General features: G+C 64.2%; 19 protein-coding genes. 7 read left to right on the top strand and 12 right to left on the bottom strand.

Annotated features, from left to right (window positions below; genetic code table 11):
* Window positions 1–15 precede the first annotated feature (15 nt).
* On the bottom strand, window positions 16–1,194 hold the full coding sequence (gene rlmN, locus MET49242_RS06200) for a 23S rRNA (adenine(2503)-C(2))-methyltransferase RlmN (RefSeq protein ID WP_036287142.1): 1,179 nt from the start codon (window positions 1,192–1,194) through the stop codon (window positions 16–18).
* A gap of 118 nt (window positions 1,195–1,312) precedes the next feature.
* Between rlmN and MET49242_RS06195 the strand changes: the two genes are divergently transcribed.
* Together MET49242_RS06195 and MET49242_RS06190 are read left to right on the top strand one after the other, a co-directional pair.
* Window positions 1,313–2,620, top strand: coding sequence for a glycosyltransferase (locus tag MET49242_RS06195; RefSeq protein WP_036281463.1), 1,308 nt, complete (start codon window positions 1,313–1,315; stop codon window positions 2,618–2,620).
* On the top strand, window positions 2,617–2,976 hold the full coding sequence (locus tag MET49242_RS06190; RefSeq protein WP_144259488.1) for a protease inhibitor I42 family protein: 360 nt from the start codon (window positions 2,617–2,619) through the stop codon (window positions 2,974–2,976). Before MET49242_RS06195 ends, MET49242_RS06190 begins: the two co-directional genes overlap by 4 nt.
* Before the next feature lie 25 nt (window positions 2,977–3,001).
* Here the strand turns inward: MET49242_RS06190 and MET49242_RS06185 are convergent, their stop codons facing one another.
* The 5 genes from MET49242_RS06185 to MET49242_RS06170 all read right to left on the bottom strand — a co-directional run bounded on the left by MET49242_RS06185 (window position 3,002) and on the right by MET49242_RS06170 (window position 5,226).
* The gene (locus MET49242_RS06185) at window positions 3,002–3,253 is read right to left on the bottom strand and encodes a hypothetical protein (RefSeq protein WP_036281459.1); all 252 of its coding nucleotides are present in this window, start codon (window positions 3,251–3,253) and stop codon (window positions 3,002–3,004) included.
* 32 nt (window positions 3,254–3,285) lie between these two features.
* Window positions 3,286–3,528: a hypothetical protein gene (locus tag MET49242_RS06180; protein WP_036281456.1), complete on the bottom strand. Its 243-nt coding sequence runs from the start codon at window positions 3,526–3,528 to the stop codon at window positions 3,286–3,288.
* A 75-nt stretch (window positions 3,529–3,603) separates the two neighbouring features.
* Complete coding sequence (locus MET49242_RS25715; protein WP_192815575.1) at window positions 3,604–3,750, bottom strand: hypothetical protein; 147 nt, start codon at window positions 3,748–3,750, stop codon at window positions 3,604–3,606.
* Between the two features lie 148 nt (window positions 3,751–3,898).
* The gene (locus MET49242_RS06175) at window positions 3,899–4,111 is read right to left on the bottom strand and encodes a cold-shock protein (protein ID WP_036281454.1); all 213 of its coding nucleotides are present in this window, start codon (window positions 4,109–4,111) and stop codon (window positions 3,899–3,901) included.
* A 245-nt stretch (window positions 4,112–4,356) separates the two neighbouring features.
* Window positions 4,357–5,226 carry a methyltransferase domain-containing protein gene (locus MET49242_RS06170; protein WP_036287139.1) on the bottom strand — a complete coding sequence of 290 codons (870 nt, stop codon included), beginning with the start codon at window positions 5,224–5,226 and terminating at the stop codon, window positions 4,357–4,359.
* A 246-nt stretch (window positions 5,227–5,472) separates the two neighbouring features.
* Here MET49242_RS06170 and MET49242_RS06165 point away from each other — a divergent pair, with 246 nt between their 5' ends.
* The 4 genes from MET49242_RS06165 to MET49242_RS06150 all read left to right on the top strand — a co-directional run bounded on the left by MET49242_RS06165 (window position 5,473) and on the right by MET49242_RS06150 (window position 8,547).
* Entirely contained in the window at window positions 5,473–6,036 is a 564-nt protein-coding gene (locus MET49242_RS06165) for a L,D-transpeptidase (protein WP_051134046.1), read from the top strand.
* Between the two features lie 432 nt (window positions 6,037–6,468).
* Window positions 6,469–6,972, top strand: coding sequence for a YbjN domain-containing protein (locus tag MET49242_RS06160; RefSeq protein WP_036281452.1), 504 nt, complete (start codon window positions 6,469–6,471; stop codon window positions 6,970–6,972).
* Window positions 6,969–7,802 carry a pyrroline-5-carboxylate reductase gene (gene proC, locus MET49242_RS06155; RefSeq protein ID WP_036281449.1) on the top strand — a complete coding sequence of 278 codons (834 nt, stop codon included), beginning with the start codon at window positions 6,969–6,971 and terminating at the stop codon, window positions 7,800–7,802. Before MET49242_RS06160 ends, proC begins: the two co-directional genes overlap by 4 nt.
* A gap of 82 nt (window positions 7,803–7,884) precedes the next feature.
* A complete protein-coding gene (locus tag MET49242_RS06150; RefSeq protein ID WP_036281446.1) occupies window positions 7,885–8,547 on the top strand; it encodes a TetR/AcrR family transcriptional regulator in 663 nt (220 codons plus the stop codon).
* 3 nt (window positions 8,548–8,550) lie between these two features.
* On the opposite strand, the gene MET49242_RS06145 is transcribed toward MET49242_RS06150, so the two are convergent.
* The 3 genes from MET49242_RS06145 to MET49242_RS06135 are packed head-to-tail and all read right to left on the bottom strand — an operon-like array spanning window position 8,551 to window position 11,295.
* Window positions 8,551–9,921, bottom strand: a complete 1,371-nt coding sequence (locus MET49242_RS06145) for an ATP-binding protein (protein WP_036281444.1) — start codon at window positions 9,919–9,921, stop codon at window positions 8,551–8,553.
* 11 nt (window positions 9,922–9,932) lie between these two features.
* On the bottom strand, window positions 9,933–10,703 hold the full coding sequence (locus MET49242_RS06140) for a response regulator (protein WP_084678916.1): 771 nt from the start codon (window positions 10,701–10,703) through the stop codon (window positions 9,933–9,935).
* Between the two features lie 7 nt (window positions 10,704–10,710).
* Window positions 10,711–11,295, bottom strand: coding sequence for a MarR family transcriptional regulator (locus MET49242_RS06135; RefSeq protein ID WP_036281441.1), 585 nt, complete (start codon window positions 11,293–11,295; stop codon window positions 10,711–10,713).
* Window positions 11,296–11,442: 147 nt separating this feature from the next.
* Here MET49242_RS06135 and MET49242_RS06130 point away from each other — a divergent pair, with 147 nt between their 5' ends.
* Entirely contained in the window at window positions 11,443–12,327 is an 885-nt protein-coding gene (locus tag MET49242_RS06130) for a branched-chain amino acid aminotransferase (protein ID WP_036287130.1), read from the top strand.
* Between the two features lie 48 nt (window positions 12,328–12,375).
* On the opposite strand, the gene MET49242_RS06125 is transcribed toward MET49242_RS06130, so the two are convergent.
* From MET49242_RS06125 to MET49242_RS06115, 3 genes are all read right to left on the bottom strand, one after another.
* Window positions 12,376–12,840 (bottom strand): hypothetical protein, encoded by a 465-nt coding sequence (locus tag MET49242_RS06125; RefSeq protein WP_144259487.1) that lies wholly within the window; start codon window positions 12,838–12,840, stop codon window positions 12,376–12,378.
* A gap of 48 nt (window positions 12,841–12,888) precedes the next feature.
* Window positions 12,889–13,464: a hypothetical protein gene (locus tag MET49242_RS23205; RefSeq protein ID WP_051134045.1), complete on the bottom strand. Its 576-nt coding sequence runs from the start codon at window positions 13,462–13,464 to the stop codon at window positions 12,889–12,891.
* 153 nt (window positions 13,465–13,617) lie between these two features.
* Window positions 13,618–15,072: an aspartate aminotransferase family protein gene (locus MET49242_RS06115; RefSeq protein ID WP_036281436.1), complete on the bottom strand. Its 1,455-nt coding sequence runs from the start codon at window positions 15,070–15,072 to the stop codon at window positions 13,618–13,620.
* Window positions 15,073–15,350: the final 278 nt, after the last annotated feature.

Raw genomic sequence — 15,350 nt, 5'->3', positions numbered from 1 at the left:
GCTTATGCTATCGGCTCACCCCGCCGCCAGCCGCGCCCGCGCGCGCAGTTTCTCCGTCTCGCTCTTCAACTGTCCGCAGGCGGCGAGGATGTCTCGGCCGCGCGGTGTGCGCACCGGGCTGGCGTAGCCCGCATTGAAGACAATGTCCGAGAAGCGCTCGATCGTCTCCCAATCCGAACATTCGTAAGGGGCGCCGGGCCACGGGTTGAACGGGATCAGATTGATCTTGGCCGGCACGCCCTTGAGCAGCCGCACGAGTTCGCGGGCCTCGGCGGGGCTGTCGTTGACGCCCTTCAGCATCACATATTCGAAGGTGATGCGCCGGGCGTTGCTCGCGCCGGGATAGTCGCGGCAGGCCTGCAGCAGCTCCTTGATCGGGTATTTCCTGTTCAGCGGCACGAGCTCGTTGCGCAGATCGTCGCGCACGGCGTGAAGCGAAATAGCGAGGGCAGGGCCGCATTCGGCGCCCAGCCGCTCGATCTGCGGCACAACGCCGGAGGTCGAGACGGTGATGCGGCGCTTGCTTAGGGAGAGGCCGTCGCCGTCGGCCATGACCTCGATCGCGGCCATTACGTTGTCGATGTTGTATAGCGGCTCGCCCATGCCCATGAACACGATGTTGGACACGGCGCGCACGCCTTCGCCCGACGGCACGAGCCCGTCGGTTGGCCGCTCGCGGTCCGGGAAGTCGCCGAGTCTCTGGCGCGCGACGAGCAACTGCCCGATGATTTCCGCGCTCGTGAGATTGCGCACGAGCTTCTGCGTGCCCGTGTGGCAGAAGCTGCAATTCAGCGTGCAGCCGACCTGCGAGGAGACGCAAAGCGTGCCGCGGTCGCTTTCCGGAATATAGACGCACTCGACTTCCGCGCCCTTGTCCTGCGCATCGACAGGCGCGAGGCGCAGCAGCCATTTACGCGTTCCGTCAACCGAAACCTGCTCCTCGACGATTTCCGGATGGCGTAAACCGAAAGCCCCGTCGAGCGTAAGACGCAGCGATTTGGAGATGTTCAGCATCTCGCCGAAATCGCGCGCTCCGCGGAAATAGATCCAATGCCAGAGTTGCGATACGCGCATGCGGATTTCGCGCTCGGGAAGTCCGAACGCGCGCAGCGTGTCTGCAATCTCGGCGCGGGTCATTCCGGCGAGAGAGGGCTTTTCGGCGAGCGCGGGGCGCTCCATTTCAGTCGCAGTCATCATCAACCTCTGGACAAGGCCCGGATTATAGCACATGCCGTGGCGCAGTCGGCCGCCCGTTCATTCACGATAAGCTTTCATTCAGCCCTTTAACGCCTTTTACAGGGAAAATCCCGACTTGAGCTCTGCAGCACGCAAAATCCTCATCGCAACCTTCGGCTCGCTCGGCGACCTGCACCCCTTCGTCGCGCTGGCCCATGCGCTCGAGCGGGAGGGCTTCGCTCCGGTGATCGCCACGAGCGCCGCCTATGCCGAATATATCGCGGGCGAGGGGCTGAATTTTGCGCCGATTCGGCCGGACGCCGACGATCTGACCGCCCGGCTCGGGATCGATATGGGCGAGATCGCCCGCCGCATGGCGCAGGACGACACATTCCTGTTCAAGGATCTGATTTTCCCGCATTTGCGGGAAAGCTACGACGATCTTGTCGCCGCCAGCGACGGCGCCGTCGCCATTGTGGCGCACAGTCTCGCCTTTGCGGGACGCATTGCGGCGGAGGCCCTCGGATTGCCTCTCGTGACGGTCCTGCTGTCGCCGATGAAGGTCTATTCCGCCTATGATCCGCCCATCGGCTCGCGCGCGCCCTTCCGGCCCTCGCCGGGCTCGGCGCCGGAGCTCATGCTCAACCGCTTTCTGCTGTGGGGTTTGTCGCACGCGATCGCATTCTCGGCCCGGCCGCTACGGCGTCTGCGACGCGACCTCGGCCTGCGGCGGCGCTACGGCCTCGACCTGCTGCTTGGCGCGAAATCGAGCGATGCGACCATCGGCCTTTTCAGCCCGACTTTGGCGCCGCCGCAGCCCGATCACGCGCCGAACATGCTGATCGCCGGCCATACGTTCCACGACCGATTTCTCGGCGCGGAAGCGCTCTCCGCCGACATCGAGGCTTTTCTCGAACAAGGGCCGCCGCCCGTCGTCTTCACGCTCGGGAGCTTCGTCGCGCGGTCGCGCAACGACCATTATCGGGTCTTCGCGGCCGCCGCCCGACAGGTGGGGCGGCGCGCGCTGCTGCTGGCGCATGAGGACGACGTCGCGGCGTTGCGCGAGGAGCTGCCGGCGGATGTCCATGTCGCGGCCTATGCGCCGCATTCGCTGATTTTTCCGCGCGCCTGCGCCGTGGTGCACCATGGCGGCATCGGCACGACGGGGCAGGCCATGCGCGCCGGACGGCCGCAGATCGTCACGCCCTTCCTTGGCGATCAGCCCGACAACGCCGGACGTCTGCGACGGCTCGGCGTGGCGCGTAGCGTCGATGGCGAGACAATGACGGCCAATGCGCTCGCGCGCGAGCTGGACATTGTGCTGAAGCAGGACCAGTACGCTGCGCGGGCGGAGACGCTATCCGCGACCGTGCGGCGGGAGGATGGCGCGGGCGCGGCGGCGCGGCGGATCGCTGCCGTCATTGAACGGGGTGCGCAATCGTGAACTTTACTATCCACGCAATTGTGGCGGTGGCGGCGATCTGCCTCCCGGCCAGCGCCTTTGCCGGGGACTCCATGCGCCTCTCACCCGGCGAAGCCGCGAAGATAGAACTGCCGGAGAATCCCTCGACCGGCTATACGTGGCGGATCGATCGAGACGCGAGCGACGGTCTGGAAAACATCGCCATCACCGATGATGGCCACAGGCGCGGAGCCGCCTTGCCCGGCGCGCCCGGAACGCATCGCTGGACGATCCGGGCCGTCAGGCGCGGTCACGCTGCAATCCAGTTCGTCTATCTGCGACCGTGGGAGCCGTCGCCCGTCGAGACGCGGCGCGTGGGTATCGAAATAGCGCGATAAGGGTTATCCGCCGCCGATCGGCTGTCTATTTCTTCTGCCGCCGTCGCAAGGGAAAGTCGCCGCTCTCGTAAAGCGGCCGAATCTGGCGTCCGAAATAGTGGGTTTCATTCACTTCGAGCGAGCAACTGTCCAGCACTCGGGGAGCAAGTTCCTCCACTGCGAAGCGAATGGCCTCGGCGGCCTTGGGGAAGCGCCTGAACACCAGCGATTTCCGCTTCGTGTTTCCGCCTTTGGCGTAGTAGAGAGAGGCTTCCATCCGATAGTCTGTTGCGTCCATCGCCGCCTCCTTGAGTTGTGTCGAGTTGCGTTTCAGGTTGCGCGCTCGAGGGCCGATTCGACGACAACACGCTCTTGTCCGTCTCGATCGGCGCGGATGCGGTATTGCAAGCCCTGTCCGCCGTCTGGCAGGTGACGCGTGACCTTGAAGGATTCCCTCCCGGATCTGACGCTGGCCTGGTGCACGACATGAGCGCCCACCGCGAATTTATGGGTCGCGATCGCTCTCACCTTGGCGTTGCGAAAACGTTCGCGTGAATTGATGTAATCGGTCACGTGCTACGCCTCTTTGAGTTCAAACGGGTTCATTCGCCTCACGGCGAAGTTCGCGCGAAGAACCGCAGGCGCGACTTATTTCTTGCCACGCATCAGGTCTTCGCGTGCTTTCAGCTTTTCGACGGTGAGCCATGCCGAGCCGACCGGCGCCGCGCCGCCCGCTGATTTTTCTTTTTTGGGTTTTTTTACTTCGCGATTGCCGCGTCGTTGTCCTTTGGCCATGTCACTCACTCCTCGTTACAGAGAGCGTCTTGCCGGGACATCGCCGCAAGAGCGGCGGTCGTCGTCTCGCGCGCCCGCCGGTCTTGGGTGTTTCGTACGCCTCGCCGCCGGTACATCCGCGGTCGGCAAGAGGCGCAGGAGAAATCAATCAGCCCTGAAGCTGCAATGCGTCGGCCGAGAACTTGCCGCTTCGCTTGTCGACGACGAGCTCGTAGCCGACCTTCTGCCCCTCGGCCAAGCCATGGAGACCGGCGCGCTCCAACGCGCTGATATGGACAAAAACGTCAGCTCCGCCAGCGTCCGGCTGGATGAATCCGAAGCCCTTGTTTGCATTGAACCATTTAACGACGCCAATTTGCATGATGCTTCCTTTCCAGAAACATGAGTTGGCCGGACGCAGAAGCGCGGCCGTCCGTGGATCGAAGTTCTGGATAGAAAGTCACGAGCCGAGGCGCCAAAGGCGATAGAGCAAGATCATTCGGCCGAAACCCGATAACTATGATATAGAACGATCTGCCAGGAATACAATCTCGCCGCCCCGAATAGTTTTTCAACTTTGAAGCGGCGTCTTGACGCATCGATAGAAATTGGTCGCTCGACTGGTAACTATTTTTCTTCGCGTCGCGTCGCCTTCATCGCATCCTCCAGCCGTACCGTCGCCGAGCCGGGTTTGGCGGGCTTCTGCTGGCTTTCATGCGGCGCCCAGCCGGAAAGCCAGACGATCTCGAAGCTCGCGCGCACGCGCCCGTCCGGATCGGAGAAGCGCTCGGCGTAAATCTGCGCCGCGCGGGCGAGAACGTCGCGCCGCATCGATCGCGAGGCGCGCTTCACCAGCACATTCGCAGCGCCCATCGCGCGTAAATCGGCCATGAGCGCCAGAAGCGAATCGTAACGAAGCGTGAAGCTGTCGACGTCGGAGACGGGCAGGGCGAATCCCGCGCGTTGAAGAAGCCCGCCCATGTCGCGCACGTCGACGAAAGGCGACACGCGCGGACTGGCGCCGCCGGTGATCTCCTCCTCGGCCTGCGCAAGTGCCGCGCGCAGCTCGATGAGGCTCGTTCCGCCCGGCAGGCAGGCGATGAACAGCCCGTCGGGCGCCAGGGCACGCCGGATCTGCGTTAACACGCCCGGCAGGTCGTTAACCCACTGCAGCGCCATGCCGCTGACGACCAGATCGAAGGACCCCTGTGCAAAGGGCAGGGCCTCCTCGTCTGCAATCACATCGCCGCCGAAACGACTTGCGCGCAAGGGCGCGGCGCGCCCGCTGGCGATGATCGCCCGGGCGAAATGATCCGTCGGCAGGCCGATCGCGAGCGATCGCGGGAACTCGCGCTTCACGGTCAGCAAACGGTCGAGAAGATCGTCGGCTGCGCGCGTCAGAAGGAAATCGGGAGCGCCTCTGGCAAGCGCGCGGCGCAGCCGCAAATGCAGCAGGGAGCGGTCGAAAATACGGGGTGGGGTGTTGGTAGGAGGCATCGCCTTTTGTATCGCGCGCGGCGTCCGAACCGGCAAGTGCGATAGCGCATAGATTTTGGAGCTCCGACGGCCAAATTATGGCGGCATCTCGGAAAGAGCAGGTGTTGCAAAGCGGCAACATCCTGAGAAATCTTAACGTTAAACACTAACCGCAAGCCAAGGAACACTTCGACAAGATCGTGGCGAAAGATAGAATGATCACATCGAAAGCTTCCTTCCCGGCGCAAAGTCACAAGGTGAAATACAATGCGTAGTTCGCTTACCCTTTCCTGCGTCCTGCGTCGCATCGGACGGCGCAGCCTCCACAGCCTGCTCCTCGGCGCCGTCGTCGCGCTGGGTATTGCGGCGGCTCCGCAAACCGCTTCGGCGCGCAACATGGTCGCCTTCTCGCCGGACGTGCAGCCCGGGACGATCGTCATCAGCGCCCATCAGCGCCGGCTCTTCTATGTCGTGGGTCCGGGCGTCGCCATCAGCTATCCGGTCGCCGTTCCCAAGCGCGGCAAGGAATGGTCGGGAGTCACTTCTGTCGACGGCAAATATGTCAATCCCGACTGGACGCCGCCGGCGGCCGTGAAGGCCGATCACCCGGAATTACCGAATCTCATTCCGGGCGGCTCGCCCCGCAATCCGATGGGGGTGGCCGCCCTGACGCTCGATCGCGGCGAGGTCGCCATCCATGGCACGACGAGCAAGATGCGCGCGTCGATCGGCACGGCCGCCTCCTATGGTTGCATCCGCATGCTTAACGAAGACGTCGCCGATCTTTACGGACGTGTGAGCGTCGGCGCGCCGGTGGTGATGGCGCCGTAGGGCGACAGAAACAGACTTTCCCGCAGCGATTGAATCCCGCCTTGACGTCGCAGCAGGGCGGGGTTCTTTTACGAATCGACCGGCGGCGCGGCCGTGCGCGACGTCGAGCTTGGCAGTAACGAAAAGCGCTTTTTCTCCAAAGCTTTTTTCACGGCGGCGCCTGCGTCTTTTTGTGGACGGCAGCGGCGCGCCCATAGACGACACATGGCGAATCCAGCAGTGTGCGCGCAGTTTGACAGTCGCTTCGCGTATGAACCGTCACGCGTTTCTTGCAGTTAGAGTATAGTGAACGAAAGAGATGATTCGATCTCTTGTAGTCGTTGCACTGGATCCACTGCTCGAAAGGAAGGCGTCCATTCAAAGTCTCGTGATGCGTCGCTGTCTGGTTTTATTTGTCGCCGCGTCCTGCTGACACCCGAAAAAGGTTGGCTCATGCTGATCGCATCAGAAAAAGAAACAGAGCGCGCCGAACATCCGGTGGATGTTGTGGAGCAACTGGCCGCCACCAACGACTGGTCCTTCGACCGCGAGGACGACGACGAGATCTCCATTTCCGTCGCGGGCGCCTGGACCGAATATCATGTCGCCTTCACCTGGCTTCCGCATCTCGAAACCCTGCATGTCAGCTGCGCTTTCGACCTGAAGGCGCCGGAACGTCGCCGCGCCGAGGTGATGTCGCTCGTCAGCGCGATCAATGAGCAAATGTGGATCGGGCATTTTGATTTCTGGCCGCAGGAGGGCGTGGCGATGCACCGTCATGGCCTGATTCTCACCGGGGGCGCGCAGCCTTCCGCCACGCAATGCGCGGCCTTGCTCGACAATGCGCTCACAGCCTGCGAGCGTTACTATCAGGCGTTCCAGTTTGTGCTCTGGGCGGGCAAATCCGCAAGAGAGGCGCTCGAAACCGCCAATTTCGAGACGAAGGGCGAGGCGTGAGCGCGCCGTTTGACTGGAGCGGCGTCTCCATAGCCCTGATCGGCGCCGGCAACATGGGTCTTGCGATGCTCGAAGGCTGGGCGGCGCAAGGTCTTGCGGGCGACCAGGTCGTTGTGGCGGAGCCCAATCCTTCCCAGCGTCTCCGCGATCTCTGCGCCGTGAGAGGCTTCAGGCTGGCGGAAGGAGATAGCGCTGACGAACCCCGGCAGGCGGTCGTATTGGCCGTCAAGCCGCAGCTGCTCGAGGCGGGAGCGGCGTCGGCGGCCCCGTTCGTCAGCGCCGGCTCCATGGTCGTTTCGATCCTCGCTGGCAAGCGGATCGCCGACATTGCAGCGCGCCTGCCGGCCGCGAAGGCCGTCGTCCGCGCCATGCCCAACACGCCGGCGGCGATCGGCCGTGGCATGACCGGGGCGTTCGCGAATGAGGCGACGAGTGAAGCCCAGCGCGTCCTGGCGCATGTGCTGCTGTCGGCCGTGGGGCAGGTCGAGTGGGTCGAGAGCGAGGCGCTGATCGACGCGGTGACGGCCGTCTCGGGCTCCGGCCCCGCCTATGTGTTCTATCTCGTGGAATGTCTCGCCGCCGCCGGCGTCGAGGCCGGACTTCCCGCCGATCTCGCGGCGCGGCTCGCCCGGGCGACGGTGGAGGGCGCGGGGGAGCTGCTGCATCAACAGCAAGACACTGCCGCCGAGACCCTGCGCCAGCGCGTGACCTCGCCGGGCGGAACGACCGCCGCCGCGCTGGACGTGCTGATGGCCTCCGACGGTCTTGCGCAGCTCCTGGCGCGCGCCGTGGCGGCCGCAAAAAGCCGGGCCGGCGAACTTTCCGGTTGACGATTGGCGAGCTATCGCGTTGCTGAAGTCTGTGGCGGGCGGATAATCTGTCGTCAACGGTAACGCTTTTTCGGAGATCGATATGACCAATCCCCGTGACCGGGTGGTCGACGCGACGCTGAGCCTTGCGGCCCGCCGCGACTTCGGCGACGTCAGCCTGACGGACATTGCGCATGAGGCGGGGTTATCGCTCGCCGATCTGCGCGACCTTTTCCCGTCGAAGGGCGCGATCCTCGGCGGTTTCTCCCGCCGCATCGACCGGAAGGTGCTCGACGCGGTCGCGGATCATCCGTCGACCGACGCCGCCCGTGACCGGCTATACGACGTTTTGCGCCGGCGTCTCGAAGCGCTGGAGCCCTATCGCGACGCCCTGGCGAGCATTGCCCGCTGGGCGTCCCGCGACCCGCTGATGCGGACCGCCCTCAATCGTGAGACCGTCAACTCCATGCGCTTCATGCTCGAAGCCGCGGACATCGATTGCGACGGCCCCGTCGGCGCGCTCAAGCTGCAGGGACTGGCCTTCGCCTGGGACCGCGTGCTCGACGCGTGGTTCAAGGGCGATTTCACCGACGGCCTTTCCGCGCTGGACACGGAAATCGCTCGCGGCGAGCGCTATGTCGAGCATGCCGAGGAGCTTTCGCGCATGACGAAGCCGTTGCGCGACCTCGCCTCGCGGTTCTTCGACATGAGCGGGCTCCGCAGCCGCCAGACGGCCGACGACGACTTTCCGCACCCCCACGCCTGAAGGTTAGAGTGGCAGTGTCACCGTGGCCCGCAGTCCGCCCAGCGGGCTGCGGTCCAACGTAATGTCGCCGCCATGAGAGCGCGCAATGTCGCGCGCAATGGCGAGGCCGAGGCCTGAATTCCCATTGTCCTGATTGCGCGACTCGTCGAGCCTGTAGAATGGCCGGAAGGCGTCCTCCCGCCGCTCGACGGGGATGCCCGGCCCGTCGTCGTCGATATGGATCACCATCGACGCGCCCGTGTTGATCGCCGAAAGCTCGATGCGCTTGCCATAGCGCTGGGCGTTGCCGACGAGATTGGCGAGAAGCCGCTTGATCGCCGCTGAACGGCCCACGATCCACGGCTCTCCTTCGGTCGTTGTCGCGGCGGTCAGGCCGCGTCTTTCGGTGTCGGCCTTCAGCTCCTCGAGAATTGCGCCGATGTCCGTCGCAGCGGAGGGCTCGCCGCCGTCGCCACGCGCAAAGGCGAGATAGGCTTCGACCATGCGCTCCATCTCGTCGACGTCCTTGCGCATCTCGGCGGCTTCGCTCGACTCGCCCATCAGCGCGAGCGACAGCTTGAAGCGCGTGATGATGGTGCGCAGATCGTGGGAGACGCCGTTGAGCATGGTCGTGCGCTGTTCGATGGCGCGCTCCACGCGCCGCTTCATTTCCAGAAAGGCCGCGCCCGCCTGACGCACCTCGCGCGCGCCGCGCGGGCTGAATTGCACGTCGCGTCCCTTGCCGAACTCCTCCGCCGCGCGCGCGAGCCGCAGGATCGGCCGGATCTGGTTTCGCAGGAAGGAGGTGGCGATGGCGAGGATGATGATGGAGGCGATCGCCATCCACATGAAGAAAATATAGGAGTTGGAGGCGTAAGCCTGGTTGCGGGACGCGCGTATCCGCAGCGTTGCGTCGTCCATCGCGACGCGAACCTCGAAGAGATTGCCCGGCACGCCAGTGTCGATCCAGAAGGGTTGCGTGACGCGGCGCGACAATTCCTTCGTCAGCGCCTTGTCGAGCAGTGAGAAGAGCGATTTCTTCCGGATCGGTTCGGGCAGGGGCTCCTTGGGGAGAATCGTCAGCTCCATGGTCATGTCCATGGCGGCGATTCGCTGAAGCTGCTTATGGTCGGCGTCTGTGGGGAAAGTCCGGTAAATATCGACAATCGTCGCCACCTGGCGCGCCGCGCCGGCGGACAGGCGGTAAGTCACGACCTCCCAGTGCCTCTCCATGAAAACATAGGCCACGGCCGACTGTAGCAGCACCACCGGCAGGATCACGATCAGCAGTGCGCGCGCGTAAAGGCCCTTGGGCATGCGCGCGTGCAGCCAGTCCGTGAATCCGCGCCAGAGCTGGCGCGGGGCGGAGAGAACTTCGTTGATGACGGCGGTCATGAGAGACGTCTCTAGCTTTGCATAAGTTTGGCGTGCGGCGGCTCGACGAGCAGCCGGTAGCCATGGCCGCGCACGGTTTGCAGATGCCGCGGCGCATTGGGGTCGGTTTCGATCTTGCGGCGCAGGCGGGCGATCTCGACGTCGACGCTGCGCTCCGACGCATTCTGCTCCGACGCGCGTTGAGCGAGAGTCTGGCGCGAAACGATGGCGCCCGCATGTTCGACAAGCGCGCGCATGAGATCGCGCTCCCGCGTCGTCAGTTTCACCGGCTCGCCGTCTCGCAGCAATTCGCCGCGTGCCGGATCGAAAACAAACGCGCCAAACCGTGCGAGTCCGTCGGAGGGCTCATGGCGCCGCGACCGACGCAGGATGCTGGCGATACGCAGCGATAATTCGCGCGGATCGAATGGCTTGGCGAGATAATCATCGACCCCGGCCTCCAGCCCCTCTACGCGGTCGGCGGTTTCGGCAAGAGCCGTAAGCATCAGGATCGGCGCGGAGGCCTGCGGCTCGCCACTCTCGCGCAGCCTTGCGGCGAACTGCTTGCCGCTTTCTCCCGGCATCATCACGTCGAGGACGATGAGATCGAAGGCGAGATCGCGTAGCCTTTCGCTCGCCTCCTGCGCATTGGCGGCGGAGCTGACCAGATAACCTTCGTTGGCGAGGTAGCGGGAGAGCAGGGTGCGAATTCGCTTGTCGTCGTCGACAACGAGGATGTGCGCGCCCTTGCACCCCATCGGCGCAGGCTTTTGCGGCGCGTGGAGGCGCGGCGACAGGCTCATGGCGCTCTCATTTCCTCTCGTTCCCGCGACGCGCGCGGGCGAGGTGATCGCGCACGCGGAGACGTTCCTCGGAGTCGATCATGGCGAAGAGAAACTCCGCCGCCGCGCCCCGCGCCGACGGCGGCAAATCGTCCAGAACGCGCCGGAATCGCTTCGACTGCAAAGCCGTCAGCTCGCGCGCGAGCTTCGCCCCCTGAGGCGTGAGATAGAGCAGGCGCTGGCGACGGTCGACCGCGCCCGCGCGCGCTTCGACCAGGCCCGCGTCGAGCAGCTGCTTCAGGACGCGGTTGAGGCTCTGCTTGGTGATTTTCAGAATGTCGAGCAGGGCGGCGATGGTCAGTCCGGGCCGGCGAAGCACGAAATGCAACACGCGGTGATGGGCGCGGCCAAAGCCGTAATTTTCCAACAGACGGTCGGCGTCGCCGACGAAATCGCGATAGGCGAAGAAGAACAGTTCGACGAGATCGAGAACGGCGGCGTCGTCGTCGCGCGCCATGTCGCCGGTCGGGGCGCGGCGCCAGTCAGGCGAGGGGACAGGCGACGCCGCGACGGGCGGTGAAGCTGCCGTCTTTCGCTGGAGAAGTTCGCTCAACGCCGCCTGGTCCCGTCAATGTCCCTGCGCATGCGAGCGCGTTTATACGTCAGCTATATTGACATATTTCTGGCCGATGGCTAGTGCATGATCATGTTCGGCGCCGGCCGCTCGGCCCTCACGGACGCCGCTTTCCCGGAGCTTGAAATGTCGCTTCCGCCCTTCGATCAGCGCGACGGATTCATCTGGCACAACGGCGCTCTTGTCCCGTGGCGCGACGCCAAGCTGCATGTGCTTTCGCACGGCCTTCACTACGGCTCCTGCGTGTTCGAGGGCGAGCGCGCCTATGGCGGCGTCATCTTCAAGTCTCGCGAACATTCGGAGCGCTTCAAGCGTTCCGCCCAGGTGCTCGATTTCGAGATTCCCTACAGCGTCGAGGAATTGGATGCGGCCAAGGACGCGACCGTCAAGGCCAATGGGCTGAAAAACTGCTATGTTCGCCCCGTCGCCTGGCGCGGCAGCGAGATGATGGCGGTCGCGGCGCAGAATTCGACGATCAATGTCGCCATTGCGGTCTGGGACTGGCCGAGCATGTTCGACATCTCGACGAAGATGAAGGGCATCAAGCTCGACATCGCGGACTACTGCCGGCCGGATCCGCGAACGGCGCCGTCGATGGCGAAGGCCGCCGGCCTCTACATGATCTGCACCATCTCGAAACATCGCGCCGAACGACGCGGCTACGCCGACGCGCTGATGTACGACTGGCAGGGCCGGGTGGCGGAATGCACCGGGGCCAACATCTTCTTCGTGAAGGACGGGGCGCTGCATACGCCGATCGCCGATTGTTTCCTCGATGGCATTACGCGGCGGACGGTGGTCGAGCTCGCGAACCGGCGCGGGATCGAGGTTGTCGAGCGTCGCATCATGCCCGACGAATTGAGCGATTTCTCGGAATGTTTCATCTGCGGCACGGGCGCGGAAGTGACGCCGGTGGCGGAGATCGGTCCGCACAAATTTACGCCGGGTGACGTTTCGCGCGCGATGGTCGAGGACTATGAGCGCGAGGTCAACGGCGGCAAGGCTGGCTGACCCGACGAAAAAAGCTGCGGCCGCCCGGGAGCCGCCGCAGCCTTCGGATCAGTAGAACGTCTCGCAGTGGCAGCGCTTGCGCATCACGCGATATTGCGTAACCGGCTGATAGCCCACGGTGTTGTAGGCGCGATAGGTCGTCACCGGCACATAATGCGTGCGCACCACCGGCTGATAGACGGTCGTCGGAACGACGTAGCTGCTTTCATAGGTCTGGCCATAGCCGCCGCCGACATAAACGTCCGCCGCGCTATAGGCCGAACGGCGATAGGGGCCGCCGCCATAACCGCCGACGAGCGCCTGGATTGCGCCGCCGCCGTAATAGCCTTCGTCATAACCAACGGCGCCGCCGCCATAGCCGTAGCCGCCGTAACCGACTCCCACGCCGACTCCCACATATCCGCCGCCGCCGTAGCCATAACCGAAGCCCTGCGCCGACGCGCCGCCCGCCGTGAGAATGCCGACGGCCAATCCAGCCACGGCGAGAGAACGGATTTTCCAAACCAAACTCATGACACTTACCCCCTACTTGCGGCCTCGCCGCGCCAGTGAAGCTTTAGCTCAATATTGCGTGATGTGACGGTTATGCCTACGGGCTCCGCGGTGGTAGTTCGTCGGCAGGTAAAAGATGTGTTGCGAGGGACGATAAACTGGCGCGGGAAGGTATTCCGGCGCATCGTCAGCGTATTCGTCGTGATGGCGCGCGGCCGGGCGGCGCACGGCGTGCAGACGACTATAGCCGTCGTCGGCGTAGAATACGCCGCCGCCGCCGTAAAAGCCGCCGTCATTGCGCCGGGCGTCGTGATAATAATAATTGTAGACGGCTGCGTTGCCGCCCGGCGCGACATAGCTGTCGCCGCCGTCGTAGCCTCCGCCGTAACCGCCGTATCCCCAGCCGCCAAGGAAGCCGACGACCGGCTGATAGCCGCGGAAGCCGCCGCCATAGAAACCGCGCGCGCCAACGGGGCCTTGTCCCGGTCCATAGGCGCCGACGCCAACGCCCGCGCCCACGGCCGGCGCCCCGCCGCCGTGAAAGCCGCCGCCGCCGAACCCCTGAGCAAACGCGCCGCCCCCGGCAAGCAGCATGACCGTCGCGCCCGCCAGACTGGCCGCCCGGAATCCCGCAATGAAACGCATGACTGACGCCCTTTCGTATCGTATCGAACCGGTTGCCCGCGCGAGAGGGCCGAACCGTACGATTTCGGGACGCCCGCGCGGCGACCCGGATACTCAGGGCAATTAGCGTTCCTGTCTATAAAGCCAAGCTGGAGCCGTCCTGCGCGGCGGGCCTCAGCCGCTCATTCTAGCCTTGATCGCGTGGCCCGCGAGGGTTTTGCCAAGGGACCACACGGCCGAGGGCGCATTGTGCGCATCGGCGATCACGGCGTCGAAAGACGACTCGATCCAGTCACAATCGGCGTCCGAAATCGTCAATGGCGGCAACAACTTGATGGTGTGATTTCCATGCCCGGCAACCTGCGTTAGCACTTTGTGGTCGCGGAACAGCGGGATCGAGATCAACTGGCAGAAGAGGCCGGAATTAACCGTCTCGACAAGATTCCACGCCGCCTTCAGCTTGAAGGACTTCGGCGGCCCGAATTCGACGCCGATCATGAGCCCTTTGCCGCGAATGTCAGCGACGAGCTCATAGCCCTCCGCCATCTTGCGGAAGGAGGCGAGGAGCCGTTCGCCCTTCGCCGCCGCGTTCTCCACGACGCGCTCGTTCTTCAACACATCGAGGGTCGCAATGCCGGCCGCCATGGCCAGATCGGTCTTGCTGAAGGTCGAGCCATGGACGACCGCGCGATCCATACGGTCGAAGACCTTGTCGAAGACCCATTTGCGCGTGAGCACCGCCCCGACCGGCACATGCCCGCCGGAGAGCGCCTTGGCGACCACGACCATGTCGGGCTCGAGCCCCTCGTAATGGTCGACGGCGAAGAACCGCCCCGTGCGGCCGATGCCGGTCTGGATTTCATCGGCGACGAACAGCGTTCCATATTTCCGGCAGAGCGCCTGTGCGCCGATGAGATAATCGTCCTTCGGGATGTTGACGCCCTTGCCCTGGATCGGCTCGACGAAGAAGGCGGCGACCTCGCGGGAGGCGAGGGCGCGCTCCAGCGCCTCGAGATCGTCGAAGGGGATCTCCTGCGCATTCGGCAGAAGCGGCCCGAAACCCTTCTTGAAGATCTCGTCGCCGTTCATCGACAGCGAGCCATAGGTCAGGCCGTGGAAGGAATGGGCGCAATGCACGATCCCGGGACGTCCCGTCGCGGCGCGCGCGAACTTGATCGCGGCCTCGATCGACTCGGCGCCAGAATTGGCGAAGAAGACCTTTTCGAGCCAGGGCGCGCGCTCGAGCAGCATTTCGGCGAGAATGCCGGCGAGAACCGAGACGTCGAGCTGGACCAGATTGGCCAATTCGCCGTCGAGCACGCTGACCAGCGCGTCGCGCACCGCAGGATGATTACGGCCGACAGCGAAAACGCCCCAGCCGCTGAGGAGATCGAGATAGCGGTCGCCCTTCCGGTCCCACAGATATGGGCCCAGGCCGCGCGTGAAACCGACATCATAGCCGATCGTCTTGAGCACTCGCACCCACATCTCGTTCAGGTGCTTGGAATGCAAGACGTAGCGTTCGCCTTCGCGTTCGGCGACGCGCGCGGCGAGGTCATAGGGCGACTTGCGCCGGTCGGCGCCATCCGCAGCCGAAACGCTCGTTGACGCGGTCGACAGGTCGGTCATTGCGGCGACTCCAGATTTTTCATTGAAAGGCGTCGCGGTTCGTCCGAATGTTCGCCGATCCGCGCCCGTTTCGATTGCGCGCGCGGCGCGATTTTGTCAAACCCCGCGTCGCGGGGCGACCACGCGCGGGCGCGAAACTTGCGTAAAGCTGTCGCCGCGTCCCGCGAGGAGCGAGCGGCTCCATATACGCCGCCTCTTAGCATGGTGACATCGGCGGGGCCATAAAATTCAAACCCTTTTGAAAAAACAGCCTGAACGGTGCGGAAAAATCGCCGCAG

The sequence above is a fragment of the Methylocystis sp. ATCC 49242 genome (genome assembly GCF_000188155.2).
In the GTDB taxonomy this organism is placed as follows: domain Bacteria; phylum Pseudomonadota; class Alphaproteobacteria; order Rhizobiales; family Beijerinckiaceae; genus Methylocystis.
Note: the sequence above shows the minus strand (reverse complement) of the source record. Positions and strands in the feature narration are given on the sequence as shown.

Bases quoted from the DNA above. Each gene is read 5' to 3' on its own strand.
- rlmN (WP_036287142.1), bottom strand. From the start codon at position 1,194: ATGACTGCGACTGAAATGGAGCGCCCCGCGCTCGCCGAAAAGCCCTCT.
- MET49242_RS06175 (WP_036281454.1), bottom strand. From the start codon at position 4,111: ATGCAAATTGGCGTCGTTAAATGGTTCAATGCAAACAAGGGCTTCGGA.
- MET49242_RS06130 (WP_036287130.1), top strand. From the start codon at position 11,443: ATGTCGCTTCCGCCCTTCGATCAGCGCGACGGATTCATCTGGCACAAC.
- MET49242_RS25715 (WP_192815575.1), bottom strand. From the start codon at position 3,750: ATGGCCAAAGGACAACGACGCGGCAATCGCGAAGTAAAAAAACCCAAA.
- MET49242_RS23205 (WP_051134045.1), bottom strand. From the start codon at position 13,464: ATGCGTTTCATTGCGGGATTCCGGGCGGCCAGTCTGGCGGGCGCGACG.
- MET49242_RS06185 (WP_036281459.1), bottom strand. From the start codon at position 3,253: ATGGACGCAACAGACTATCGGATGGAAGCCTCTCTCTACTACGCCAAA.
- MET49242_RS06125 (WP_144259487.1), bottom strand. From the start codon at position 12,840: ATGAGTTTGGTTTGGAAAATCCGTTCTCTCGCCGTGGCTGGATTGGCC.
- MET49242_RS06140 (WP_084678916.1), bottom strand. From the start codon at position 10,703: ATGAGCCTGTCGCCGCGCCTCCACGCGCCGCAAAAGCCTGCGCCGATG.
- MET49242_RS06160 (WP_036281452.1), top strand. From the start codon at position 6,469: ATGCTGATCGCATCAGAAAAAGAAACAGAGCGCGCCGAACATCCGGTG.
- MET49242_RS06170 (WP_036287139.1), bottom strand. From the start codon at position 5,226: ATGCCTCCTACCAACACCCCACCCCGTATTTTCGACCGCTCCCTGCTG.
- MET49242_RS06165 (WP_051134046.1), top strand. From the start codon at position 5,473: ATGCGTAGTTCGCTTACCCTTTCCTGCGTCCTGCGTCGCATCGGACGG.
- MET49242_RS06115 (WP_036281436.1), bottom strand. From the start codon at position 15,072: ATGACCGACCTGTCGACCGCGTCAACGAGCGTTTCGGCTGCGGATGGC.
- MET49242_RS06150 (WP_036281446.1), top strand. From the start codon at position 7,885: ATGACCAATCCCCGTGACCGGGTGGTCGACGCGACGCTGAGCCTTGCG.
- MET49242_RS06145 (WP_036281444.1), bottom strand. From the start codon at position 9,921: ATGACCGCCGTCATCAACGAAGTTCTCTCCGCCCCGCGCCAGCTCTGG.